The organism is Roseovarius aestuarii (assembly GCF_019966515.1).
GTDB classification, from domain to species: domain Bacteria; phylum Pseudomonadota; class Alphaproteobacteria; order Rhodobacterales; family Rhodobacteraceae; genus Roseovarius; species Roseovarius aestuarii.
In genome coordinates this window covers 85824-110343 of record NZ_JAIMIB010000009.1, presented here as the reverse complement: position 1 = coordinate 110343, position 24520 = coordinate 85824, and the positions used below count along the sequence as shown (strand labels likewise).

22 protein-coding genes and 1 pseudogene are annotated in these 24520 nt (G+C 58.7%); 15 read left to right on the top strand and 8 right to left on the bottom strand.

Going from position 1 to position 24520, the window contains the following annotated elements; all coding sequences use genetic code 11:
* Positions 1-49: 49 nt before the first annotated feature.
* Complete coding sequence (locus LC334_RS12485; protein ID WP_085801006.1) at positions 50-1234, bottom strand: M24 family metallopeptidase; 1185 nt, start codon at positions 1232-1234, stop codon at positions 50-52.
* Between the two features lie 161 nt (positions 1235-1395).
* Here LC334_RS12485 and eutB point away from each other — a divergent pair, with 161 nt between their 5' ends.
* From eutB to LC334_RS12430, 11 genes and pseudogenes are all read left to right on the top strand, one after another.
* A complete protein-coding gene (gene eutB, locus LC334_RS12480) occupies positions 1396-2406 on the top strand; it encodes a hydroxyectoine utilization dehydratase EutB (RefSeq protein WP_085801101.1) in 1011 nt (336 codons plus the stop codon).
* Positions 2403-2984: a flavodoxin family protein gene (locus LC334_RS12475; protein ID WP_085801007.1), complete on the top strand. Its 582-nt coding sequence runs from the start codon at positions 2403-2405 to the stop codon at positions 2982-2984. Before eutB ends, LC334_RS12475 begins: the two co-directional genes overlap by 4 nt.
* The gene (locus LC334_RS12470; protein WP_085801008.1) at positions 2981-3742 is read left to right on the top strand and encodes a carbon-nitrogen hydrolase family protein; all 762 of its coding nucleotides are present in this window, start codon (positions 2981-2983) and stop codon (positions 3740-3742) included. The genes LC334_RS12475 and LC334_RS12470 overlap by 4 nt, the downstream gene beginning before the upstream one ends.
* A gap of 9 nt (positions 3743-3751) precedes the next feature.
* Positions 3752-4225 carry an Lrp/AsnC family transcriptional regulator gene (locus tag LC334_RS12465; protein WP_085801102.1) on the top strand — a complete coding sequence of 158 codons (474 nt, stop codon included), beginning with the start codon at positions 3752-3754 and terminating at the stop codon, positions 4223-4225.
* A gap of 111 nt (positions 4226-4336) precedes the next feature.
* The gene (locus tag LC334_RS12460) at positions 4337-5707 is read left to right on the top strand and encodes an aspartate aminotransferase family protein (RefSeq protein WP_085801009.1); all 1371 of its coding nucleotides are present in this window, start codon (positions 4337-4339) and stop codon (positions 5705-5707) included.
* A gap of 213 nt (positions 5708-5920) precedes the next feature.
* The gene (locus LC334_RS12455) at positions 5921-7021 is read left to right on the top strand and encodes an ABC transporter ATP-binding protein (RefSeq protein ID WP_085801103.1); all 1101 of its coding nucleotides are present in this window, start codon (positions 5921-5923) and stop codon (positions 7019-7021) included.
* A gap of 107 nt (positions 7022-7128) precedes the next feature.
* Positions 7129-8220: an extracellular solute-binding protein gene (locus LC334_RS12450; protein WP_085801010.1), complete on the top strand. Its 1092-nt coding sequence runs from the start codon at positions 7129-7131 to the stop codon at positions 8218-8220.
* Between the two features lie 97 nt (positions 8221-8317).
* Positions 8318-9589, top strand: coding sequence for an ABC transporter permease (locus LC334_RS12445; RefSeq protein ID WP_085801104.1), 1272 nt, complete (start codon positions 8318-8320; stop codon positions 9587-9589).
* A 12-nt stretch (positions 9590-9601) separates the two neighbouring features.
* Positions 9602-10480: pseudogene (locus tag LC334_RS12440) on the top strand (ABC transporter permease); the annotation flags it as partial.
* A 180-nt stretch (positions 10481-10660) separates the two neighbouring features.
* A complete protein-coding gene (locus LC334_RS12435; RefSeq protein WP_085801012.1) occupies positions 10661-11776 on the top strand; it encodes a tetratricopeptide repeat protein in 1116 nt (371 codons plus the stop codon).
* 236 nt (positions 11777-12012) lie between these two features.
* Positions 12013-12720 carry a Crp/Fnr family transcriptional regulator gene (locus tag LC334_RS12430; protein ID WP_085801013.1) on the top strand — a complete coding sequence of 236 codons (708 nt, stop codon included), beginning with the start codon at positions 12013-12015 and terminating at the stop codon, positions 12718-12720.
* A gap of 55 nt (positions 12721-12775) precedes the next feature.
* Here LC334_RS12430 and LC334_RS12425 read toward each other — a convergent pair whose 3' ends face one another.
* The 7 genes from LC334_RS12425 to LC334_RS12395 all read right to left on the bottom strand — a co-directional run bounded on the left by LC334_RS12425 (position 12776) and on the right by LC334_RS12395 (position 20093).
* On the bottom strand, positions 12776-13048 hold the full coding sequence (locus LC334_RS12425; RefSeq protein ID WP_085801014.1) for a hypothetical protein: 273 nt from the start codon (positions 13046-13048) through the stop codon (positions 12776-12778).
* A complete protein-coding gene (locus tag LC334_RS12420; RefSeq protein ID WP_085801015.1) occupies positions 13045-13593 on the bottom strand; it encodes a cytochrome c oxidase subunit 3 in 549 nt (182 codons plus the stop codon). The genes LC334_RS12425 and LC334_RS12420 overlap by 4 nt, the downstream gene beginning before the upstream one ends.
* A complete protein-coding gene (locus tag LC334_RS12415) occupies positions 13590-15521 on the bottom strand; it encodes a nitric oxide reductase activation protein NorD (protein WP_085801016.1) in 1932 nt (643 codons plus the stop codon). Before LC334_RS12415 ends, LC334_RS12420 begins: the two co-directional genes overlap by 4 nt.
* Positions 15522-15524: 3 nt before the next feature.
* Complete coding sequence (locus LC334_RS12410) at positions 15525-16346, bottom strand: CbbQ/NirQ/NorQ/GpvN family protein (RefSeq protein ID WP_085801105.1); 822 nt, start codon at positions 16344-16346, stop codon at positions 15525-15527.
* A gap of 5 nt (positions 16347-16351) precedes the next feature.
* Positions 16352-17716 (bottom strand): cbb3-type cytochrome c oxidase subunit I, encoded by a 1365-nt coding sequence (locus tag LC334_RS12405; RefSeq protein WP_085801017.1) that lies wholly within the window; start codon positions 17714-17716, stop codon positions 16352-16354.
* 15 nt (positions 17717-17731) lie between these two features.
* On the bottom strand, positions 17732-18184 hold the full coding sequence (locus tag LC334_RS12400) for a c-type cytochrome (RefSeq protein WP_085801018.1): 453 nt from the start codon (positions 18182-18184) through the stop codon (positions 17732-17734).
* A gap of 73 nt (positions 18185-18257) precedes the next feature.
* Complete coding sequence (locus LC334_RS12395) at positions 18258-20093, bottom strand: NosR/NirI family protein (RefSeq protein WP_223412970.1); 1836 nt, start codon at positions 20091-20093, stop codon at positions 18258-18260.
* 355 nt (positions 20094-20448) lie between these two features.
* Between LC334_RS12395 and LC334_RS12390 the strand changes: the two genes are divergently transcribed.
* The 4 genes from LC334_RS12390 (at position 20449) to LC334_RS12375 (ending at position 24517) form a co-directional block, all read left to right on the top strand.
* Positions 20449-22203 (top strand): nitrite reductase, encoded by a 1755-nt coding sequence (locus tag LC334_RS12390; protein ID WP_085801020.1) that lies wholly within the window; start codon positions 20449-20451, stop codon positions 22201-22203.
* Between the two features lie 88 nt (positions 22204-22291).
* On the top strand, positions 22292-23077 hold the full coding sequence (cobA, locus tag LC334_RS12385; RefSeq protein WP_085801106.1) for a uroporphyrinogen-III C-methyltransferase: 786 nt from the start codon (positions 22292-22294) through the stop codon (positions 23075-23077).
* A complete protein-coding gene (locus LC334_RS12380) occupies positions 23070-23372 on the top strand; it encodes a c-type cytochrome (RefSeq protein ID WP_085801021.1) in 303 nt (100 codons plus the stop codon). Before cobA ends, LC334_RS12380 begins: the two co-directional genes overlap by 8 nt.
* The gene (locus LC334_RS12375; RefSeq protein ID WP_139836422.1) at positions 23369-24517 is read left to right on the top strand and encodes a cytochrome D1 domain-containing protein; all 1149 of its coding nucleotides are present in this window, start codon (positions 23369-23371) and stop codon (positions 24515-24517) included. The genes LC334_RS12380 and LC334_RS12375 overlap by 4 nt, the downstream gene beginning before the upstream one ends.
* Positions 24518-24520: the final 3 nt, after the last annotated feature.

Here is a 24520-nt window from a genome sequence, read left to right as displayed (position 1 = left end):
AGGCCACGCAGGCCCTGGGGGACGCCCCCCAGACCCCCGTGCCGACCGGTCAGTCTTTTACGAACATCTTGCGCGGGCGGTTGCAGAAGGTCTGCGCCGGGCCGTTTTCGGTGATCAGGATCGACTCGGTGATCTCGAGCCCCCAGTCATCCATCCAGAGGCCCGGCATGAAGTGGAACGTCATGCCCGGTTCCAGCACGGTCTGATCCTCGGCGCGGAGGCTGGCATGATGCTCACCCCAATCGGGCGGATAGCTGAGACCGATACCGTAGCCGCAGCGTGCACCCCGCTCGATCCCCGCGCGGGTCAGCGGTGCGGCCAGTGCATTGGCGATGTCGCAGGTGCGGTTGCCGGCACGGGCGGCGTCGAGCCCGGCCTCAAGCCCTTCGACAAGGGCGGCTTCGGCGCGGCGGATCTCGTCACCGGGTGTGCCGAGGAAAAGCGTGCGGCAGAACGGGGTGTGATAGCGGCGGTAGACGCCGGAGATTTCAAAAAACGTCGCCTCGCCGTGCTGAAACTCGCGCCCGTCCCAGGTGAGATGCGGCGCCGAGGCGTCCTTGCCCGAGGGCAGTAGCGGCATCAGACCGGGGTAATCGCCCCAGATGTCATCCACGCCGCTGATCGCATCGTGAAAGATGCTGGCGGCGATCTCGTTCTTGCGCACGCCGGGTTCGACCCGATCGAGATAACCATCGACGATTTTTTCGGAAATTCGTGCGGCCTTGCGCATGAAGGCCAGTTCCTCGTCGGATTTGACCGAGCGCTGCCAGTTCACCAGATAGGTCGCATCGACAAAACGGGCATCGCCCAGCTCGGCTTGCATCACCTCGAACGCCTTGGCGGAGAAATAGTAATTGTCCATCTCCACCCCGATCCGTCCGGTGTGGCGGCCCATCGCCCTGAGCCGTGCGGCGAGATCCTGCATCGGGTGGCTGGTGGTGGATTGCACGTAGCTGTCATCGTAGCCCAGCACCCGGTCATCGCTCATCCAGACGGTGCGCAGCCCGCCATTGGCATCCATCCGGCGGCCCCACCAGATAGGGTCTTCATCGGGGAAGACCAGCACGCCCTGATGCACGTAGAACGACCAGCCGTCATAGGCGGTGAGCCAGTTCTGGTTCGACGGGTCGGTGACGAAAAGCGTGTCGATCCCGGCCTTTTCCATCGCGATGCGGGTCTTGGTCAGGCGGCGCTGAAATTCGGGACGAGAGAAGGGAAGGTCTTTGGGGGTCATATCATACCTGCGGCTTTGTTCTGGGTTTCATTCTGGCACTGTCGCGGTCATCTGCCCCGACAAAGGCGGCAAAGCGCGTCGTTTTCCGGCGATGGGCGCGGATCGGATTGACGTATCGCAATAGCTGACCAAGAGTGAGCCGGATGATCGGGAGGGACGCTATGCAGGTTACATTGGCTGATATTCATGCCGCGGCGCGGGTGATCCGCGGGGTGGCGGACGCGACACCGCTGGTGCCCTCGCCCTTCATGTCGGCGCGGACCGGCACGGAATTTCTACTCAAGCTCGAAAACATGCAGCCCATCGGCGCCTTTAAGCTGCGCGGTGCGATGAACGCGGTGGCGGCGCTGGGGGACGATGCGCCGGGCGTGACCTGCGTTTCCACCGGCAATCACGGGCGCGGTGTGGCCTATGCCGCCGCGCAACGCGGGATGCGCGCCATCATCTGCATGTCAGAGCTTGTGCCGCAGGCAAAGGTCGATGGCATCAAGGCGTTGGGGGCTGAGGTCAGGACCATCGGCAAGTCTCAGGACGAGGCCCAGGTCGAGACTGATCGTCTGGTGGGGGAGGAAGGTTTCGTCGAAATCTCGCCCTTTGACGATCCTCACGTGATCGCCGGTCAGGGCACGATCGGGCTTGAGATCATGGCGGCGCGCCCGGATATCGAAACCTTGCTCATTCCGCTCTCAGGGGGCGGGCTGGCGGCGGGGATCGCCCGGGCCGCCAAGGCGATCCGGCCCGAGGTGAAGGTGATCGGCATCAGTATGGATCGGGGGGCGGCGATGCATGCCAGCCTGCAGGCGGGCAGGCCGGTGGAAGTGCCGGAATTCGCCTCGCTCGCCGATAGTCTGGGCGGCGGGATCGGGATGCAGAACCGGCTGAGCCTGGCGATGTGTCGCGAGTTGCTGGACGAGGTGGTGCTCGTCACCGAAGAAGAGATTTATCACGCGATGCAGACGCTTTATTACGAGGATCGGATCGTCGCCGAAGGCGGCAGCGTGGTGGCGCTGGCGGCGGTGCTGTCGGGGAGGGTTTCACCCCGGGGGCCGGTCGCCACAACCATCACCGGGCGCAATCTGGATATGGGTGTCTTTACCCGGGTCGTGGCCGGACAGGATGTGCAGCTTGGCGATGTCACCGTGACGGGCCGGGCCTACGAGGCAGCGTCATGACCCGCGTCGCCTGCCTGCTGGGCAGCCCCCGCGCCGGGGGCAACAGCGACATGCTGGCCGGGGTGTTTTGCGAGGCGGCGGCGCGTAAGGGGGCGTTGGTGGAGACCTTCGCGCTGCGCGAGCTGCGCTTTCAGGGCTGCGTCGGGCTCAGGCAGTGCAAGACCGGGGGCACGGGTTGCGGATTGCTGGACGATCTGATCCCGGTGCTGAACGCGGTCGCCGCGGCGGATGTGGTGCTGATCGCCTCGCCGATCTATTTCTGCAATATCTCCGGGCTGCTGAAACAGGCGCTGGACCGGTTCTTTTCGTTTTTTGTGCCCGATTACGTGACCGCTGAGGACCCTTCGCGATTGGGCCGCAGCAAGGCGTTCGTATTGGTGCAGGTGCAGGGAGAAGGGGTTGAACGCTATGGCGATCTTTTGGACCAGTATGGGCCTGCGCTGGACAAGCTAGGGTTTCAGCGCCGCGTGCTGATCCGGGCCTGCGGCGTGCGCGAGGTCGGAGATGTATTGCAACATGAAGAGGCGCTGCAACAGGCCAGGCATCTGGCGCAGCGCCTGACCGGGGGCACCGCGTGAAGCTGGGCGTCTATCAGTGCGTTGCGGCGGGTCGATCATCCCAGGAACGGCTGGCGGTGTTGGAGGAGCATCTGAAAGAGCAGGATATTGACCTGCTGGTTTGTCCCGAGCTTTTCCTTTCAGGATATAATGCGGGGCCGGAGATTGACCGGCTGGCCGAGCCGCCTGATGGCCCGTTCGGGCGCAAAATGGCAGCGTTGGCGCAGCGCCACGGGTGCGCGATTGCTTATGGCTATCCGGAGCGTGGACCGGACCGGATTTACAATTCGGCGGCGCTTTACGATGCCGGTGGCGCGCTGTTGGCCACCCATCGAAAACAGATGCCCGCTCCCGGAAGTTTTGAAGAGGATGTCTTTGGCCGGGGTGATGGCATCACCTTTGCCGAGGTGTGCGGTTGGCGGGTGGCGATGATCATCTGTTACGAGGTCGAATTCCCCGAGATTGTCCGGCGCGCAGCGCAGGGCGGGGCCGACCTGCTGCTGGTGCCTACGGCATTGGGGGCGGATTGGGGCGTGGTTGCCGAAAAACTGGTGCCCGCGCGGGCGGTCGAAAACGGGCTCTATCTGGCTTATGCCAGTCACGCTGGCGAAGAAAACGGCGCGTCCTACTTCGGAGGAAGCCGGATCGCGGCCCCGGATGGCTCGGACCTGGCTGTCGCCAGACAAGATGAGGTGCTGATCAGCGCCGGGATCATCCAGGAGATGGTGTGGAAGATGCGCGAAAGGCTGCCCTATCTACGCGATTGCAAAGGGCTGTGAGATACCATGCTGAAACTGGATGACCGGGATATCGCGATTTTGCGGGTGCTGTCGGCGCAAGGGCGGATCACCAATGCGAAGCTGGCCGGGAAGGTTGGCCTGTCCGCCAGCCCCTGTTGGGAGCGCGTGCGCAAACTGGAAAAGGCGGGGGTGATCGAAGGCTACCGCGCGTCGATCAGCCTGAAAAAACTAGCCCCGGTCATGACCGTATTCGTGACGGTTGAACTGACCGACCACACGGCGGCGGCGTTTCGTGTCTTTGAGGGGCATGTGCAGAAACAGCCCGAGGTAACGGCCTGCTGGGCACTGGGCGGCGGGTTCGACTATCTGATGCAGGTCGTGGTTCGGGATATCGAGGTGTATCAGGTGCTGATGGATGCGATATTGGACGCCGATGTCGGGTTGGCGCGTTATTTCACCTATGTCGTGACCAAGGAAGTGAAGGCTGGTGCCGCTCTGCCGCTGGATCGGTTGATGACTTGATAGAAGTTGCAGAAGATTCTTCTGCAATTCTGCGCAACTTCAGTTACACGATCTGGGGCGGGCGGTGCACCTTCGCGCCGACCGACTCACTTGTGATTATGGGGACAGACCATGCTGAGAAATGACCAACTAGCGGAATGGGATCGCGACAACTTTTTTCATGCCTCAACCCATCTGGCGCAATTCGCGCGCGGAGAGCTGCAAAACCGGGTGATCACCGGCGGGTCTGGCTGCCACATCGAGGATCGCGACGGTGTGCGTCTGCTCGATGCATTTGCCGGGCTTTACTGTGTGAACGTGGGCTATGGCCGCGAAGAGATCGCCGAGGCGATTGCATCACAGGCCAAGGAACTGGCATATTACCACGCCTATGTTGGCCACGGCACCGAAGCCAGCATCACCCTTGCCAAGATGGTGCTGGATCGGGCGCCGTCGAACATGTCCAAGGTCTATTTCGGCCTCAGCGGCTCGGATGCGAACGAGACCAACATCAAGCTGATCTGGTATTACAACAACATCCTCGGGCGGCCTGAGAAGAAAAAGATCATCTCGCGCTGGCGCGGCTATCATGGGTCGGGCCTGATGACCGGGTCGCTGACCGGGCTTGAGCTGTTTCACAAGAAATTCGACCTGCCGCTGGCGCAGGTCGTGCATACCGAGGCGCCGTATTATTTCCGCCGCGCAGATCAGAGCCAGAGCGAGGAACAGTTCGTCGCCCATTGCACAGCGGAGCTTGAGGCGCTGATCGAGCGTGAAGGCGCTGACTCCATCGCGGCCTTCATCGGCGAGCCGGTGCTGGGCACGGGCGGGATCGTACCGCCGCCCGAGGGGTACTGGCCCGCGATTCAGGCGGTGCTGAAAAAGCACGATATCCTGCTGGTGGCCGATGAGGTCGTGACCGGGTTTGGTCGCCTGGGCACGATGATGGGCTGCGATCATTATGGGATCGAGGCGGATCTCATTACCATCGCCAAGGGGCTGACGTCGGCCTATGCGCCACTTTCGGGCTCGATCGTGAGCGAGAAAATGTGGAAGGTGCTGGAACAGGGCACCGATGAAAACGGACCCATCGGCCATGGCTGGACCTATTCGGCGCATCCTATCGGGGCGGCGGCGGGTGTTGCCAACCTGAAGCTTCTGGACCAGTTGGACCTGATTGCCAATAATCGGGAAACGGGCGGTTATCTGAAGAAAACCATGTCCGAGGCATTGCAGGATCATCCCCATGTCGGCGAGGTGCGCGGCGAAGGAATGCTTTGTGCGATAGAATTTGTGAAAGACAGAGAAACTAGAAGTTTTTTCGACGCGGCCGAGAAGGTTGGCCCGCAAATCGCCGCAGCCCTGGCCGCCGAAGGCGTCATCGGGCGAGCAATGCCACAGGGTGATATCCTTGGATTCGCGCCACCCTTCTGCCTGACCCGAGATGAAGCCGACGAAATATCCGAAAAAACTCAAAGAGCGGTCAAATCCGTCCTCGGATAGGCGAACTTAGACGAATCAGCGATGAGAACCTGCGTCGGCCGCGCCGATTAAATTACGAATTTCATCATCTCAAACCACGAAAGTGATGAAATTCCTCAGGCCGTCGCATATTCGGCGAAAATTGCCGCGCTGAGCTTGCATTGCAGCGAGTTTGTCGGTTTAGTTCGGTCCGAACGCGGAAAAGCCGCGAACAAAAAAGACAGGGAGCTCGAATTGGCAGAGCCAAGAAGCAACGATGCGTTCGTTGAATTTGAACGTGTGCAAAAGAGTTATGACGGCGAAACGCTTGTTGTAAAAGATCTCAACCTCTCGCTGCCGAAGGGCGAATTTCTGACAATGCTGGGGCCGTCGGGGTCGGGTAAGACCACTTGTCTGATGATGCTGGCAGGGTTCGAGACCGCGACCCACGGCGAAATTCGTCTGGACGGGAAAGAGATCAACAACATCCCGCCGCACAAGCGCGGCATCGGCATGGTCTTTCAGAACTATGCTCTGTTTCCGCATATGACCATTGCCGAAAATCTGAGCTTTCCGCTGGAAGTGCGCAAGATCGGTAAGTCCGATCGCGAAGCCAAGGTGAAGCGGGCGCTTGATATGGTCGAGATGGGGGCCTTTGGCGGGCGTCGTCCGGCGCAGCTTTCGGGCGGCCAGCAGCAGCGTATCGCGCTGGCCCGCGCGCTGGTCTTTGAGCCAGAGCTGGTTTTGATGGACGAACCACTCGGTGCGCTTGACAAGCAGCTGCGTGAGAAGATGCAATTCGAAATCACCAATCTGGCGCATAGCCTGGGCATCACCACGGTTTACGTGACCCACGACCAGACCGAGGCGTTGACGATGTCTGATCGCGTCGCTGTGTTCGACGATGGCCGCATCCAGCAGATTGCACCGCCCGATCAGCTTTATGAAGAGCCAGATAACAGTTTCGTGGCGCAGTTCATTGGTGAGAACAACACGCTGATGGGGACACTGAAAGAGATCAAGGGTGATCAGGCGCTGGTCGAGTTGGATGATGGCGAAGTGATCGACTGCAAACCGGTCAATGTCAGCCAAGTTGGCGAACGCACCCGTGTGTCGATCCGGCCCGAGCGGGTCGAGTTTAACAAGGACCGCTTGCAGCAAGGTGCTCATACGCTGAAGGCCGAAGTGCTGGAATTCATCTATATGGGAGACATCTTTCGCACACGCCTGCGTGTGGCCGGAAATGATGAGTTCATCGTCAAGACCCGGAACGCGCCGGATCAGGTTCGGCTTGAGCCGGGCACTCAGATCGATATCGGGTGGCTTCCGCAGGATTGCCGGGCACTTGAGGCATAAGGAATATCGCGCCTGAAACTGGCGCGGTGAACAGCGAGTTCCGACTGTAACGCCCGTGACAGGGACTCCGAAATGTAGCTAACGGGCACTCTTAGGGAGAAATGAGTATGAAACTTACCAAAATTCTACTTGCCACGACGGCGCTAACTGTCGCTGCAGGTGCGGCGGCGGCCCAGGAAATGACCATCGTGTCATGGGGCGGTGCCTATTCGAAGTCGCAAAAGAATGCCTATCATGATCCGTATTCGGAAAAGAGCGGTGTCACCATCATCAACGATGACAGCTCGGCAGAAGCCGTGGCAAAGCTGCGGGCGATGGCCGAAGCTGATAACATCACCTGGGATGTGGTTGACGTGGTCGCCGCGGATGCGCTTCGCCTGTGCGACGAAGGTCTGGCCATGGAAATCGACCCCGATACGATGCTGGCACCAGCACCCGACGGCACGCCTGCTTCGGAAGATTTCGGTGAACTGCTGGTTGGCGACTGCTTCATCCCGCAGATCGTCTATTCAACCACTTTCGGTTATCGCACCGATCTGGTGGGTGACAACGCGCCGACCGATGTCTGCGCAGTCTTCGATCTGGATGCCTATCCGGGCAAGCGTTCGCTTGAAAAGCGTCCGATCAACAACATGGAATGGGCGCTGATCTGTGACGGTGTCGCAAAGGATGACGTCTACGACGTTCTGGCAACGCCGGAAGGTCAGGATCAGGCGCTGGCCAAGCTGGACTCGATCAAAGACCAGGTTGTCTGGTGGTCGGCAGGTGCTGACACGCCGCAACTTCTGGCGGACGGCGAAGTTGTCATGGGGTCCACCTATAACGGCCGCCTGTTCAGCGTGATCGAAGAACAGAAGCAGCCCGTGGGCATGCTGTGGGACGCGCAGGTGTTTGACCTTGACGGCTGGATCATTCCTGCCGGTCTGAGCGACGAGCGTAAGGCCCGTGCGCTGGACTACATCATGTTCGCGACCGACACCCAGCGTCTGGCGGATCAGGCCAAGTGGATCAGCTATGGCCCGGCACGCAAGTCGTCGGCACCGCTGGTCGGCAAGCACGCGGAACTGGGTATCGACATGGCGCCGCACATGCCGACCGACCCGGAAAACGCCAAGAACACGTTCCTCTATAACTACGAATTCTGGGCAGATTACCGCGACGACATCGACGCCAAATTCCAGGCGTGGCTGGCACAATAAGCCGGTTGAAATCTACGGGAGGGGGCGGCCTGTCTGCCCCTTCCCTGCCCATACCTGAACCGGTGTGGACCTGAACAAGAAAACCGACGGGGATGACATGAGTGACACTGCAGATACCGGCCCTGTATTGGCCGCAGACGGTACACCGCTAAAACGCAGTCTGGCCAAAGCTCTCAGGGTGCAGAAAATCCGCGCACTGTTGTTGATTGCACCACTGCTTATCTTCGTGCTGATTTCGTTCATTGTTCCGATCATCAGCATGTTGTCCCGCTCGGTCGAGAACGACATCGTGCAGAATACCTTGCCGGAAACCGTGCCTCTGCTGGCCGCGTGGGACGCTTCAAGCGGCGAATTGCCCGGCGAAGATGTCTATGATGCGCTCGCACGCGACATGGTTATCGCCGTAAACGCCAAGCAGCACACGAAGCTGGCCACGCGGCTGAACTACGAGCAAACCGGCATTGCCTCGATGTTCCGCAAATCGGGCCGCACGATCAAGAAATGGGATCCCGTAGCCGATGCGCCGTTCAAGGAGAAGTTCCTTGAGCTGCATGATGGCTGGGGCGATATCGAAACCTGGAAAACGATCCAGACGCATTCGGGGGCGATTACCAACGGGTATTTCCTGAATGCGATCGACATGCAAAAAACCCCGGACGGCATCCAGGCCCAGCCCGAGAACAAGCAGATCCTGATCAAGTTGTTCATCCGCACCCTGATCATGTCGCTGGTGATCATGGGCTCGTGCATTCTTCTGGGGTATCCGGTGGCATGGATTCTGGCGAACCTGCCGGCCGCCAAGGCGAACCTGCTCATGATCCTCGTGTTGCTGCCCTTCTGGACGTCGCTTCTGGTGCGGACGTCCGCGTGGAAGGTGATGCTGCAACAGCAAGGGGTGATTAACGACGTGCTGGTCTGGATCGGGCTGGTGGATGATGCCAACCGGCTGATCATCATCAACAACCAGTTCGGCACGATCGTGGCAATGACCCACATCCTGCTGCCCTTTATGATCCTGCCGATGTATTCGGTGATGCAGACGATCAACCCGACCTATGTGCGCGCCGCAAAATCATTGGGTGCAACCGATTGGACTTCGTTCTGGCGGGTCTATTTCCCGCAATCCATTCCGGGCATCGGCGCGGGCTCGATACTCGTCTTCATTCTGGCGATTGGCTACTACATCACGCCCGAAATCGTCGGTGGCACCAAGGGTGTCTTCATCTCGAACCGGATCGCGTATCACATCTCAAGCTCACTCAACTGGGGTCTTGCGGCCGCGTTGGGGACGATCCTGCTGGTGGTCGTGCTGATCCTCTATTGGGCCTATGACAAGATTGTGGGCATCGACAATGTTAAACTGGGGTAACGCGACATGAGCCTGCCAATCTATGCGACATTCGGCCAACGCGTCTGGTATTATACATTCCGGGTAATATGCGCGCTGATCTTCATCTTCCTGATCACACCTATCCTTGTGGTGCTGCCGCTCAGCTTCAACGCCGAGGATTTCTTTACCTTCACGCCTGAGATGCTGCGGTTTGATCCCGAAGGCTATTCGCTGAAACACTACCGGGACTTCTGGAACAACAACGAATGGCAGCGCAGTTTCAAGAACTCGCTGATCATCGCTCCGATTGCGACCGTAATATCGGTGTCGCTGGGGACGCTTGCGGCCATCGGCCTCAGCCAGAGCCACGTACCGTTCCGGCGGGCGATCATGGCGATCCTGATTTCGCCGATGATCGTGCCGCTGATCATTTCGGCTACGGGTATGTTCTTCTTCTACAGCCAGGTCGGCAACTTCCTCGAAGGCACGCTGGGGATGAACAAGAACTTCGTGGGCTACGTGAAAGTCGTTCTGGCGCATGCGGTTCTGGGCATTCCCTTCGTGATCATCACGGTGACCGCAACGCTGGTGGGCTTTGACCGGTCGCTGACCCGCGCGGCGGCCAATATGGGGGCCGATCCGGTGACAACCTTCTTCAAGGTGCAGATGCCGCTCATTCTGCCGGGCGTGATTTCGGGTGGCTTGTTCGCTTTCATCACATCGTTTGACGAGGTGGTGGTGGTGCTTTTCGTGGGCTCCGCAAGCCAGAAAACCCTGCCGTGGCAGATGTTCACCGGGCTGCGTGAACAGATCAGCCCGACCATTCTGGCGGTCGCAACGATCCTCGTGGTGATCTCGATCTGCCTGCTGACAACGGTCGAGTTGCTGCGCCGCCGATCCGAGCGGCTTAGGGGCATCCGCCCAAGCTGATAGGGTTTTGAGAATCATAAAAGGGCGTTTCGACTGAGGCGCCCTTTTGATTTTTGCGCCATCTGACTACTGAGAAACGCGGTACGCGGCGGCCTGGCCCATGCTTGTGCCTTCGGGATCAACATTCGCGCGGGGCCGGTCTGGGCTGAACCCATCCTCGCCCCCCAGGATCGTCTTGATATGCTAGAAGACCTCTGCGCCGATGACGAAGGCCAGGCCTGTGGTCTGTTGGGCAGGCTTAGCCTGGGCGATGATTATACCGGCCTTGAACTTCCGCAAAATCCGGATGCTGCAAAAGAATTTTACACCCGCTCTTGCGAATTGGGCCATCTTGACGGCTGCACAGATCTCGCGCGCATGTTTGATCCGGAGAATACCAAGACGGGAGACCATTCTCGAATGATGGCGCTTTTGTCTGAGACATGCACCAATGGCGGCGCGGCCGCCTGCGATATGCTTGGTGGCAAGTACCTCTATTCCGACCTTGTTACTCAAGACATTAACCAAGCCCATCATTTCTACAGGCTTGCCTGTCAGATCAGGCTTGAAACCGACACATGCGAGGATGCCGAACGTACCCGTCTTGCCATCGAACGGCGCGACTTGCGCAAAAACCTTGGCGGCTTCGAAGCAGCCCTTGCCCCGAGGCTTCAGGATTTCGGTCTATATTTTCACGCCCCTGCCCGTCGAATGCGGGTGGCCTGCGCTGCCGGGGAGCAGGATCAGTGCCTGGCGCTTGCTGGTCTTTATCAGACCTATATCGCCCTGGCGCATGAAGGGCGGGACGAAGATCAGGCGCGCGCCATTTATGTGCACCTGTGCGACAACGGTAGAAACGAGGCGTGCTACCGCTACGGCCAGAGCTATCAGGATCAGGGGCATCTTAGCCGGCACGACATCTCGGCCGATTACTACAGCCGTGCCTGCGATACGGGGCATGGCGAGGCCTGCACAAGCCTGGGTTTGTTCTATGAGCTTGGAGATGACGCTGTCGGCTCGGAAGACGACAATGTTGCTGGCGAATACTATCTGAAGGCTTGCGGCTATGGGAATGCCCGCGGCTGCGACTATCTCTCGGGCCTCTTCGATGTGCCCGCGAAAACGAAACCTGTCTTCGACCTGATTGCCTGCCTTGGTGGCGACGGTCAGGCCTGCGGGTTTGTCGCCGACCACTATCGCAAGGGCAGGGGCGGCGAACCCACAGACATGACCCTCGCACGTGCACTATATGACTACGGTTGCAGTTTCGGTGATGAGGACGCGTGTTATTATTACCGCCGTCTCGGTGACCACTGATCTGGCCCCGCGGGAGGTCACCTCATATCTGCTTTGATCTGCGGGCAACCTCTGGGTCGGGTCTAATTCGCAGCAAATTTGCCCGGTATCGGGTTACCGAGCGATGAATGCGCTGATATAATAGACCTCCGGTTCGGACTGCAATCCAAAGGTGAACAACGCAGAATTGCACCTTTTTTCTCAATCGTGTTTTCCCGCATCCCAGTTTTGGGCTGGATATTTGAGGAGGTATCGTTATGCTTCTACCGTTGGACCGACAGATCGCCAGTGCGTCGCTGTTAATGAAAAACCTACCGGACACCGTTGTCGACAATCTACTGGCCAACGCAACAATCCGGCAATATGGCCGCGGGGAAACTGTATTTCTGCAAGGCGATGAAGCCAATGTGATCCACGTTGTCCTGGATGGCTGGGTCAAACTCTATCGTATAGCGCCAAACGGTAACGAGGCTATCGTGAATGTGTTCACCCGCAGCCACAGTTTTGGTGAAGCGGTCGCCTTCAGGCATGAAAGCTACCCGGTTTCAGCCGAGGCGGTGACGGAATGCAAACTCTTGTTGATTTCGGCCCGGTCTCTTATCGCCATGATGAAAAAGGAACCCGAATTATGTGTTTCGGTGCTGGCATCAACCTTTCAACATCTGCATGAAATGGTGTCGCAGCTGGAACAGATGAAGGCCCAGACCGGTGCGCAGCGGGTCGCGGATTTCATTCTTGACCTTTGTCACTGTGATACGGGAAGCTGCATGGTCACGCTGCCCTATGACAAGATACTGATCGCGGGCCGCTTGGGGATGAAACCGGAAAGCCTGTCACGTGCGTTTTCGAAATTGCGCAAGGTGGGGGTGAAAATCGCCAAAAACCACGCCTCGGTCAATGATGTCGCCGCGCTGCGCTCTTATGCCAAGATTGACCCCGCGACCGCCTGGAACAAAGCGCTCTGATTGTTGTGTCTGCTGGCTGTATTGGTGATGATGCCATTCCGATCCGGCAGGTTTGTCAGCCGGGATAGTGTGGCAGCAGGTAGAGCCCCAGCAGCAACAGGCAAAAGAGGGCAAGAGAGATTTCGAATCCGCGCTGCCACGATGGCGCCGCTGCCAGACCCAGATATCGCGACAGGACGATGCGTGCTTTCAGCCACGCCAGCACCAGCGCGCCGACACCCGCAGCGACGGGCCACAAGGCCCAGATGCCGGGCTGTGAAAGCAAGGTCGATCCCAAGCTGAGTGCCATCAGCGAGCCCCAGGCGATATGTAGTTGCTGATCTTTCATTGCAGCAGGTAGATCACAGGAAATAACAGTAACCACACGAGGTCCACCATGTGCCAGAACGCGACCCCGGTCTCGATATTGCGGGGAGCGTCGTAGCAGGCGACCAGCAATAACAGCAATATGCCAGCCACCACATGTGCCGCATGAAATCCGGTTAACAAGTAGTAGAAGGTGAAAAACGGATGTGTTTCCCAGCTAATGCCTCCGGCTGCTTTAGATGCGTATTCAAGGCCCTTGACCCATAGAAAGATAACACCCAAACTTGCTGCAGAAATCAGCGCCATGCGTGCCCTGCCGCGTGATCCAGCGAGCCGCAACTGATGCGCCAGCGCCGCCAGAAATCCACTGGTAATCAGGATAATCGTATTGATGCCAGCCCCGGTGCGATGCAACGCGCTCTGCGCTTGTGCAAATCCGTCAGGATCGGTCGCGCGCACGGATAAGAACGCGACCAGACCGGCACCGAAGACCAGTAGCTCGCTAATGATCAGGACCCACATCAGCAACTCGCCCGGCAATTCATCCAGCACGCTTGTGTCGCTCATGCGCCGACAAGCTCGCGGTAGATCAACGGAAGGGCCTCGGTCAGTTTTTCAGGATTGGGAATGACGTGGAAGCCGCCTCGGCCAAATAGGCGTGGAAGCCAGCTTTTTGCATTTTTGTCGATGGTCACGCCGAAAACCGCATGGCCCGCACGACGCGCCTCTCGGACCGCCATTGAAGTGTCTTCGATGCCGTGCCGCCCTTCGTAATGATCTAGGTCATTGGGTTTACCATCGGTAATGACCAGCAACAGCCGCCGCTTTTTGCTTTGCCGCGCCAGATCAGCCGACGCATGCCGGATTGCCGCTCCAAGCCGGGTGTAGAAGCCCGGGCGCAACCCGCCGATACGGTCCTCAATCATGATGCTCATCGGCTCGGCAAATGCCTTGCACCGCTGAATGTAGACGCGGTTGCGTTTGAGCGATGAAAACGCATGGATCGCGAAATCGTCGCCGCAGGCGTCAAGCCCCCAACTCAGCGCGGCCAGCGCTTCGCGTTCGATATCGATCACCGCCCGGTCGTGCACGGCGCTTTCGGTTGAGCGTGATACATCCAGCAATATCGACACGGCCAGATTGCGCGCCTGTGGCCGGGTTTGCCGCCAGATGCGATTACTGCCCGCGCCATTGGCCATGATATCGACCCGGGCGCGCACTGCCGCCTCCATATCCAGTTCATCGCCGTCCAAACATCCCGGTACTGAAACGCGACCGGGGCGCAGCGCCTCAAACTGCTTTTTCACCTGACGAATGCGCCGCTGCGCCTGTGGATCGTCGCGAAAAGAGGGCACGTCTTCCCCCAGTTCGGCCTTACTGGTCAAAACAGTCACATGGTTCGGCAGGTACTGACCGGCGCGCGCATCCCATTCCGGATAGGTCAGAACGCCGGATAGTCGTTCCCGGTCAACGTCTTCAGGGGCAAGATCGAGATGCAGTTTCAGCCGGGTGGCGGGGGCCTTGGAAATCTGTCCTAATCCAATTTCATCCTGATCATCCGCCGCTTTCTTGGCATTGTCCGGGTCATCATCATCGACCCGGCGGTTGAGGTTCAGAAATTCCGCCCAACTCAGGATTGCCTCGAACTTATGCAGGATCAGGCTGTCATTGCGCTCGGCCTGGTCAGCCTGTTTGCGCCGGGCGCGGTGAGTGCCGTCGCCGCCGTCCTCAGGGGGCCCATCGGTATCGCGGGTCTCTACACTGTCTGACGCACTGAATACCAGTTCGCGCAGATCTGGCCACAGGGGAACCGGTTGAAATGGCTGATATTTTCGCGGTGCCTCAAGCTCGGAAAGTGGAGTATCGCGCAGCGCTTTAGCTACATCCGGCAATGGTGCGGCATCCCCCAATGCCTTGCGAATAAGTGCTTCGACGGCAGCTTCGGTTCTGGGCAGCTTCGCGGTGGCGCGATGATGCAGGGCTATGGCGCAGAGCGTTTGATACAGCTCTCGCAAACCCGGGGCTTCGGTCAGCGTCACCGCGACCATTCTTTGCGCCGCTGCAATTGCGCGCAAATCAGCCCGTAAAGGATCCGCTTCGGGCACATGTTCAGCGGCATGTGCAGCCGCAGCCGTCAGCCACAGGTAGAGCGCGCCGTTGGCTTCGCGTGAGGGGAAAACCGCGAGCCGTTCGGGTAACCTGAGGGTTTCGCCGTCAAAGCTGGCGCGCGGCAGGATTTCAGTTTCGGCGCCCAACCGACGCAAGAAACTTAAGCGGTGCCGGCTGACCTCAGCACTGACCGGGCGCAGATCAACCGATTGCCCGCCACCCAATCCCCGGAAGAAAACAGCCAGCCGCCCGATGACCTCAGAAAGGTCAACAGCGGCTCCGTGATGCACCTCTGGCGCATCCAGGCGGCTGGCAAAAGCGTGCCACAGTTTGCCGATGGTTTCCTCGGGTTCCCATGGCTCGATTTCAATCCCGCTCGTGACCATACCTCACCCAAAGATGGCCACGACAAGATCTAGGAGCCCGCGTTTGATATCAGCGTCATCCGTCAGCGGCTCGATCATCGCGGCCTCAACCGCGCGTTCAACCGGCATGCCTTGTGCAATCAGCGTGGCCGCATAGACAATCAGCCGGGTTGAGACGCCTTCTTCAAGATCCTGTCCTTTCAGGGCCCTCAACTTGACCGCAAGACGCACAAGAGACCTGACCCTTGCGCTGTCCAACCCGCTTTCACGGGCTACGATATCGGTTTCCAGATCAGGTGGCGGAAAATCGAATTCCGCCGCGACGAAACGCTGACGTGTCGACGGCTTCAGCGTCTTCAGTATGTTCTGGTAGCCCGGGTTATACGAAGCTACCAGCATGAAGCCGGGGGCCGCTTCCAGTTCTTCGCCGGTGCGGTCGATGGGCAGGATACGGCGGTCATCAGTCAGCGGGTGTAGAACCACGGTCACGTCCTTGCGCGCCTCGACAACCTCGTCGAGATAGCAGATCGCGCCCTCACGTACGGCCCGGGTCAGAGGACCATCGACCCAGACCGTCTCACCCCCTTTCAGCAGATAGCGCCCGATCAGATCGGCTGCCGACAGGTCATCATGGCAGGCAACCGTATAAAGCGGACGGTTCAGCCGCGCCGCCATATGCGAGACAAAGCGCGTCTTGCCGCAGCCCGTGGGCCCTTTCAGCAGCATCGGCAAGTTGTTGGCGCTGGCCGCCTCGAACAGAGCGCATTCGTCGCCCTGCGCCAGATAGAAGGGGGCGTCTGTTGCCTTTTTGGACGCCCCCTCCACAGGTTTGCACGATCCATCCAAAACGCTCACTCCGCCGCGACAGTTGCATCAGGCGAGATAACCTCGCGGCGCGGCACCAGGATCGAATAGAGGAACAGCAGAACCCCGATCAGAACCACCACGCCGGAGCCGAAACGCATCCAGTAGAAGATGGAGATCGCGTCTTGAACGTCCATGAAATAATCCCCCACGACGCGCTGCATATGCGTCTGCACGGTGCCCGCGAATGTCAGGGTAAATGTCATGAACACCATGCCGCCGGACATCAGCCAGAACGAGGCCATGTTCAGCACCTGATTATAAGGATCGCGCCCTTTCAGGATCGGGAATGCGTAGGTGAAGATCGCAAGGTTCAGGCAGACATAGGCGCCGTAAAAGGCCAAGTGACCGTGGGCGGCAGTGATCTGGGTGCCGTGGGTGTAATAGTTGACCCCGTGCAGCGTGTGCAGAAAACCCCAGACGCCCGCGCCAAAGAAGGCCAGCGTGGCACAGCCCAAGCTCCAGAGCAGTGCCGCCTTGTTCGGGTGATCCCGGCGTCCTTTCCAGACCATGATAAAGGCAAACGCCATCATCGCGAAGAACGGGATCACCTCAAGCGAGCTGAAGATCGAACCGATCCATTGCCAATACGCGGGCGAGCCGATCCAGTAATAGTGGTGGCCGGTACCCAGAATACCCGAGAAAAGTGCGGCGGCAACAATGACATAGAGCCATTTTTCCACCACTTCACGGTCGACGCCGGTCAGCTTCAGCATCAGGTAGGCCAGGATTGAGGCCATGATCAACTCCCACACGCCCTCGACCCACAGGTGGACGACATACCACCAGTATTGCTTGTCCAGTGACAGGTTTTCCGGGTTGTAGAAGGCAAAGAGAAACAGAAGCGCCAGACCCCAGAGGCCCAGAAGAAGGATATTGCTAATCGCGGTCTTCTTGCCTTTCAGCACCGTCATGGTGACGTTGTAGAGGAACATGAGCGCGGCCACGACGATTCCCATCTTGACCCATTTGGGTTGCTCAAGGAATTCGCGGCCTTCCTTTCCCAGTAACCAGTTCCCCTCGAAGAGGTTGAACACGTAAGTCACCACCACACCTGCGGTGCCGAGGACAAGAATGATCAGTTGCAGATAGGCGATTGTGGGCGAATGTATCTCGCGCTCGGCCTCTTCCGGGATCAGGAAATAGGCGGCCCCGAAGAAGCCCAGCAACAGCCAGACGATCAGGCTGTTGGTATGCAGCATCCGGATGATGTTGAATGGCAAAAGCTCGGACAGGGTGTTGGGCATCACATAGACCCAGCCGGCCAGCAGCCCGCCCAGAATCTGGACGGCAAACAGTGCCAGGGCGACAGCAAAATACGCAAAGGCGATTTTCTGTGTTTGATATTTCATTTTTGACGTCCTTTCTCAGCCCGCATCATTGGGCGGCCAGCCCTGAGTATCGACTTCGCCCGTCCAGAGCAGGAAATCGCTAAGGGCGCGGTATTCTTCGTCCGACAGTCCGAAATTGGGCATCTGGCGGCGACCTTCGATACCGGTCGGCATCGCTTCCATCCAGGACTTCAGGGTCTCGAACGCTTCGTCCGGATCTTCCTGAACGCCCCATCTCTCCATCACATTCGCCAGTTCCGGGGCGAAATAAGCGCCTTCGCCCATGATCGTGTGGCAGTTGATGCAGGCGTGACGCTCCCAGACACGTTTGCCCAGGGCGACGCTTTCCGTGATGCCTTCGTGATTGGTGGATGTAGTGACGATATATCGGTGAGAGTGAAGCGACAGCCCCAGGAAAATGATGATAAAGAACAAAGACCCGCCAAAAAAGATATTCCGGGCCATGCTCTTGGTCATGACTTCGCGCATCGCGTTCTCCTTTGCGCTGCGTTAATAATTTGGTCACAATGCGCCCGTGCGGACACCACAGCCTTGTCTAAAGTCAAGGCGTTTGGGATTGAGGCGTCGGTGAGGGTGCGACATTGGCGCGCGCTCGGCGTTTGAGCACCGGGCAGGTTTCGGGATCATTCATCACCACCTGACACCGCAGACATAAGACGCATTCATTGGCGTTGATCCGGCCCAGCGGATCAATCGCCCCCACGGTGCACTTAGTCTCGCAAAGCCTGCATTCCCGGCCGCATTGCGGGCGCCGATGCAGCCAGTCGAAAACTTTCAGCTTTGCCGGAATCGACAGTGCCGCCCCAAGGGGGCAGAGGTACCGACAATAGAAACGCTCGATGAAGAGACCCGCCATCAACAGTATGAGAACGAAGGCTACATAAGGCCAGGCCCGGACCATCCGCAGCGAGATAGCGGTTTTGAACGGTTCGACCTCGGCCAGGATCAACGCATCGCGCATCGAATAGAAGGACAGCGCGAGGATCGCCATGAAGAGGATGTATTTGATCATCCACAGGCGTTCATGCACCGCGTGGGGCACGGATAGCTGAGGCACGCCCAGACGCCGGGCCAAGAGGTTAGAAAGTTCCTGAAGGGCGCCAAACGGACACAACCAGCCACAGAACACACCGCGCCCCCAAAACAGCAATCCCATCGCGACACCCGCCCACAAGGTGAAAATCACCGGTTCGATCAAGAACGTCTCCCATCTGAAACCGGCCAGCATCGATTGCAGGAAAGCAACAACCTGAACCACGGAAAGTTGCCCGTTCAGCACCCAACCCAGCCAGACTAATGTGATCGTCAGATAGGCCAGTCTTATGCGGAGCCACAGGCGTTTTCTGCGTACCAGAGGTTCCTGAAAGAGCAGGATCAGGGTGAGCGAGACTTGCATCGCCGCAACGCTGATGACGGCAAATTTCTTCTCCGCCCAGGTGCGATGCCACAACGGCGCCACCTCGGCTGGCGGAGCCTGCACAAAGCGGTCGGGCAATTGGTAGTCAAGCGACAGCGTAAATGATGTGTCTTGCCCTGCTGCTGTTGACCGCGACGCCGTAAAAGCCAGCTCGAAGGGTTGGGTGGGATCAAAGCGACCCCCGCGGATGCGAAACAGGCTGCGTTCCTTGAATGGCGGCGCATCCCAGAGCGGCAGTTTATCAATTCGGGTGTAGCCCGCGTCGGTCAGCGGAAAGTCCACTTTGCCCTGTCGTATCATCAGCCGATCAAACACACCGCTGCGGCGCCAGTTGGTTCCGCGGTGAGAATAGAGCCCGTGAGACGCGACAAAAAGCAAGTATTCTTCGGGTTCCAGTGCCCCGGTCACGCGGTTGAACTGTTGTTCCCCCAGTATGTTGCGGCCAATGGTTGGCGTGTCTGCCAGCGCCACCCAAAGGTCGATAAAGGGCGCGGAACCTTCCGGAATTGGCGGCTTTGCGCCCGGCAGGGCCGCGTGGGCTTCGCTGAGGGTCACAACGTGGTGGCGAACGGCGCCCATGGCCTCTAGTTCCGCCCAGCTCTGTGATGCGAAACCGATCCGGTCGATGCCGCCGCCGGGAACAAGCCCGCGACTGATTGCCAGCAGGCGGGCGGTGCGCAGGATCGCATCGCGGATAACGCCGGTTGAAACGGTGGCGCGCGAAATGATGTCGGGGGCGTCAGGCCCTGTTCCGGCGCCGCCGGGATCCATCAGATTAACCCCTGCAAAGCCCGTGACAAACCTTTCAATGTCCTGATCAGATAGGCCCAACGTAAGGATCGGCTCGTTGTGACGCATGAGCCGTGCCCCGGCGATGCTGCCTTCGAACGACACCGCGACCAGCACATCCAGCGGTTTGCCCGAGTATCCAACCGACCGCAGCACCTCCCAGGTCGACATGATGTGCCCGACCGTTTCCGTCCCCAACGACACTGACCATCCGGGTGCATCACCAGCAGTTCGGGTTACGTTTGGCAACTCTTTGAGACCAAAGAGCGCTGCGGCGACATCGCGGGCTGGGGCTGCGCCATTGGCCTCCTCGCCTGTGAAAGGCCGAACGTCATCGGCGAAAATTGGGCGAGGGAAACAAATGAGACTTATCGCGCACAGCCAACCCAGGACAATTAAGAGGGAGGAACGGGTCATCCCCCCTTCTGATCTGCGACCACGTGACCTGCCTTAACGAAAGTCAAGGACGGCGTTCAGGGCCAGCGTCAGGATCACCTCAGCCTCACCAGCTAGTGGAGAAGTCCTGATGAAACCTACAACTGCCAGACGGCGCGCAACGCTGCTCGCGGGTGCAGCGATTGCGCTTGGCCTCGCCGTAACCGGCGTATCGGCGCAAGAGAAGCCCAAAGACCATACCGACGGCCCCGCAGCGGCCTATGAGCCCAGCATGACAACCCTGGGCCAGATCCAGGTCGAAATTCCGGGCCGCAAACCCGGCGACCCGGTGATGACGCCGGAAGAATTCCAGAAAGCCACAACGATTTATTTTGAGCGTTGCGCCGGCTGTCACGGTGTGCTGCGCAAAGGCGCGACAGGCAAAGCTTTAACCACCGATATTACCCGCGAAAACGGTTTCGATTATCTGCGCGATTTCATTACCTACGGCTCGCCTGCGGGCATGCCCAACTGGGGCACATCCGGCGATATGACCGAAGAAGACGTGGACATGATGGCACGCTACCTGCTGCTGGAGCCACCGGCGCCGCCGGAATTTGGCATGCCCCAGATGCGCGACAGCTGGAAAGTGCTGGTGGCCCCCGAAGATCGTCCCACCGAGAAGATGAACGACTGGGACATCGACAACCTGTTCTCTGTAACGCTGCGCGATGCAGGTCAGATCGCCCTGATCGACGGCGCCAGCTATGAAATCAAGGCGGTGATCGACACCGGCTATGCGGTTCATATCAGCCGTATTTCGGCCTCTGGACGCTACCTTTTCGTCATCGGTCGCGATGCCAAGGTCAACATGATCGACCTCTGGATGGAGAAACCAGATACAGTTGCCGAAATCAAAGTCGGCTCCGAAGCGCGTTCCATTGAGACGTCGAAAATGGAGGGCTGGGAGGATAAATACGCAATCGCCGGCAGCTATTGGCCGCCCCAATACGTGATCATGGATGGCGACACGTTAGAGCCGCTCAAGATCAAATCGACCCGGGGCATGATCTTTGACGAACAGACCTTCCACCCCGAGCCGCGTGTTGCCGCGATCCTGTCGTCGCACTACCGGCCTGAATTCATCGTCAACGTCAAGGAAACCGGAAAGATCCTTCTGGTCGACTATTCAGATATCAAAAGCCTGAAAGTGACCGAGATCGAGGCTGAACGTTTCCTGCACGATGGCGGGCTGGATAGCAGCCAGCGTTATTTCCTGACTGCCGCAAATGCGCGCAACAAGGTGGCCGTGATCGACACCAAAGAGGGCACGCTGACGGCGCTAATCGACACCGAAGGTGCCACGCCGCACCCGGGCCGTGGCGCGAATATCAACCACCCCACTTATGGTCCGGTCTGGGTCACGTCACATCTGGGGGACGAAACCGTTGCCCTGATCGGCACCGACCCTGAAGGCAATCCGGATCATGCCTGGAAGATGGTACAGCAGCTTTATGCGATGGGCGGTGGCTCACTCTTCGTAAAGACCCACCCCACGTCCGAGCATCTTTATGTTGATGCGCCGCTGAACCCGGATGCCGAAGTGTCCGGCTCGGTCGCGGTCTTCAAAGTGGGTGATCTGGCACAGGAAGAGCCCGAGTACACCGTGTTGCCCATCGTCGAATGGGCCGGAATTGCCGAAGGTCAGCCCCGCGTTGTGCAGGGTGAGTTCAACAAGGAGGGTAATGAGATCTGGTTCTCGGTTTGGAATGCAGCCAACCTTGAATCCGCCATTGTGGTGGTGGATGACAAGACGCTTGAGATGAAGCATGTCATCAAAGACGAGCGCCTGATCACGCCAACCGGCAAGTTCAACGTCTATAACACCCGTGCCGACGTCTACTGATGCTGGCTTTGTGGGGGCCACGTCAAGCGGCCCCCATACCTTTTCTATGACCTTCATGATCGACAGCCAAGTTTAGGAAATGCCGCGAATGACACTAACGGGCAAAGTCTATCTGATCGGCGCCGGACCAGGCGATCCAGAACTGCTAACACTGCGTGCCCTGCGGATGCTGGAAGCAGCAGACACTATTGTCTATGACAGGCTGGTTTCCCCCGAAATTCTGGCATTGGCACCTACAACCGCCACGATGGTTTCGGTGGGCAAAGCCCCTAATTGCCATCCGACTCCGCAAAATCAGATCAACGATATTTTGACCGAATTGGCCTTGGAAGGGCAGACCGTTGCCCGCCTCAAAGGGGGCGATCCGATGATCTTTGGTCGCGGTTCGGAAGAAGCGGCCTATTTGCAAGCGCGTGGCATTACTGTCGAATACGCGCCCGGTATCTCGGCGGCTCAGGGTATGGCTGCGGCAACAGGAGTGCCGCTGACGCATCGGGGGCTGGCGACCGGCGTACGTTATGTCACCGGTCATCTGGCGGCCAACAAAACACTGAATCTGAATTGGGAAAGTCTGGCAGATATCGATACCACACTCGTGGTCTATATGGGCGCTGCCAACATCGCAGAAATTGCCCTACGCCTGATCGGTGCTGGCTTACCTGCCAACCTGCCTGTTCTGGCGGTGTCAAACGCCACTAGATCAAGCGAGATCAGAGTGCTGTCACATCTCGGCCAGATCGGCGTCGACACACAGACAATTCCCTTGCGCGCACCGGTGCTTTTCGTGATCGGCCGGGTTGTCTCGCTTTACCAAAAAACTTTGCTGCCGACAGCGGAGGCGTCGTTTTCACCAGCGGCGGTGGCCGGTGAATAAAGTGGTGGCATTCCTATGCTGCGCCAGCACCGCATGGGCCAGCGAAGCACCAACTGATGGATCTGCGCTGAAGCGTCTTGTGCATCAGGATTGTGGATCATGTCACGGCCTGACGCTCAAAGGCGGTCTTGGCCCGGATATTCGCCCCGAGGCGCTGCAACATTACGACGCGCAGACCCTGAGCCTTGTGATCATGGACGGTGTCGAGGGCACAGCGATGCCAGCCTGGCGGCCTTTGCTGACCACATCCGAGATCGACTGGATGGTCGATTATCTTTTGACCGGAGGCGAATGATGCAAAATCAACTGCGTGTGTTTTTCCTGTTGTTTGCCCTGTCAGCCCCCGCCGCATTTGCGCAAGCCACCGGTGACCTGGGGCTTGTGGTTGAGCGCACCGAAGGATCTTTGCTGGTGGTGGATCAGTCTGACCGCGCCCGCATCGGTCGGATCACCGGACTGGGTGATCTGTCACACGCCTCGCTGGTTTATTCTCCGGATGCGCGGTTTGGCTATGTTTTTGGGCGCGATGGTGGTCTGACCAAGGTCGATATTCTGACGCAAAGTATTGTTGGCCGGGTCATGCAGGCCGGCAATTCCATCGGTGGGGCCATTTCCGACAATGGCCGCTATGTGGCCGTGTCCAACTATGAACCCGGCGGTGTGCGCGTGTTTGATGCCGATACGCTGGAACTGGTGGCCGACATTCCTACCGGATCGAAAACCATTGGCCTTGTTGATATACCGGGAACGCGGTTCGTGTTCAGCCTGTGGGATGATGGCGAAACCTGGATCGTTGATCTGTCGGATGCCGAACCGGAAATTACCAAGATCACGGGCATGGGCGCCAATCCTTATGACGCGCTTGTCACCGCCGACGGGCGCACCTACATCGCCGGGCTTTTTGGCGATGATCACCTGACCGCACTTGACCTTTGGCAACACAAGCCAACGCCAACACCGATCCTTGAGGGATACGCCGCCGGGCGCGAAGGATTGCCGGTTTACAAGATGCCTCATCTGGAAGGTTGGGCACTGGCGGGCACCGAGTTCGTATTGCCTGCCGTGGGCCAGCACGAAGTTTTATGGGTCGATGCCCGTGATCTCATCCAGACCGGGCGTACCAAAACCCACGGTCAGCCGGTCTTTGCTATTGCGCGGCCCGATGGCCGGCATGTCTGGGTGAATTTCGCCCACCCGCTGAACGACACCATTCAGGTGATCGACACCGTGAGCAAAGAGGTCATCCACCAGTTCACGCCCGGCCCGGGTGTTCTGCATATGGAGTTCACACCCCGCGGGCACGAGGTTTGGGTGTCGGTGCGCGATGCCGGGAAGATCATGATCTACGATACCCAGAATTTTGAGAAATTGCGTGAAATAGAGGCGCTTAATCCGTCCGGCATCTTCTTTACCAATCGTGCGCACAAGATGGGGCTTTGACGG

Bases quoted from the DNA above. Each gene is read 5' to 3' on its own strand.
- LC334_RS12485 (WP_085801006.1), bottom strand. From the start codon at position 1,234: ATGACCCCCAAAGACCTTCCCTTCTCTCGTCCCGAATTTCAGCGCCGC.
- eutB (WP_085801101.1), top strand. From the start codon at position 1,396: ATGCAGGTTACATTGGCTGATATTCATGCCGCGGCGCGGGTGATCCGC.
- LC334_RS12475 (WP_085801007.1), top strand. From the start codon at position 2,403: ATGACCCGCGTCGCCTGCCTGCTGGGCAGCCCCCGCGCCGGGGGCAAC.
- LC334_RS12460 (WP_085801009.1), top strand. From the start codon at position 4,337: ATGCTGAGAAATGACCAACTAGCGGAATGGGATCGCGACAACTTTTTT.
- LC334_RS12450 (WP_085801010.1), top strand. From the start codon at position 7,129: ATGAAACTTACCAAAATTCTACTTGCCACGACGGCGCTAACTGTCGCT.
- LC334_RS12445 (WP_085801104.1), top strand. From the start codon at position 8,318: ATGAGTGACACTGCAGATACCGGCCCTGTATTGGCCGCAGACGGTACA.
- LC334_RS12435 (WP_085801012.1), top strand. From the start codon at position 10,661: ATGCTAGAAGACCTCTGCGCCGATGACGAAGGCCAGGCCTGTGGTCTG.
- LC334_RS12430 (WP_085801013.1), top strand. From the start codon at position 12,013: ATGCTTCTACCGTTGGACCGACAGATCGCCAGTGCGTCGCTGTTAATG.
- LC334_RS12425 (WP_085801014.1), bottom strand. From the start codon at position 13,048: ATGAAAGATCAGCAACTACATATCGCCTGGGGCTCGCTGATGGCACTC.
- LC334_RS12420 (WP_085801015.1), bottom strand. From the start codon at position 13,593: ATGAGCGACACAAGCGTGCTGGATGAATTGCCGGGCGAGTTGCTGATG.
- LC334_RS12415 (WP_085801016.1), bottom strand. From the start codon at position 15,521: ATGGTCACGAGCGGGATTGAAATCGAGCCATGGGAACCCGAGGAAACC.
- LC334_RS12405 (WP_085801017.1), bottom strand. From the start codon at position 17,716: ATGAAATATCAAACACAGAAAATCGCCTTTGCGTATTTTGCTGTCGCC.
- LC334_RS12400 (WP_085801018.1), bottom strand. From the start codon at position 18,184: ATGCGCGAAGTCATGACCAAGAGCATGGCCCGGAATATCTTTTTTGGC.
- LC334_RS12395 (WP_223412970.1), bottom strand. From the start codon at position 20,093: ATGTCGACCTGGGAGGTGCTGCGGTCGGTTGGATACTCGGGCAAACCG.
- LC334_RS12390 (WP_085801020.1), top strand. From the start codon at position 20,449: ATGAAACCTACAACTGCCAGACGGCGCGCAACGCTGCTCGCGGGTGCA.
- cobA (WP_085801106.1), top strand. From the start codon at position 22,292: ATGACACTAACGGGCAAAGTCTATCTGATCGGCGCCGGACCAGGCGAT.
- LC334_RS12375 (WP_139836422.1), top strand. From the start codon at position 23,369: ATGATGCAAAATCAACTGCGTGTGTTTTTCCTGTTGTTTGCCCTGTCA.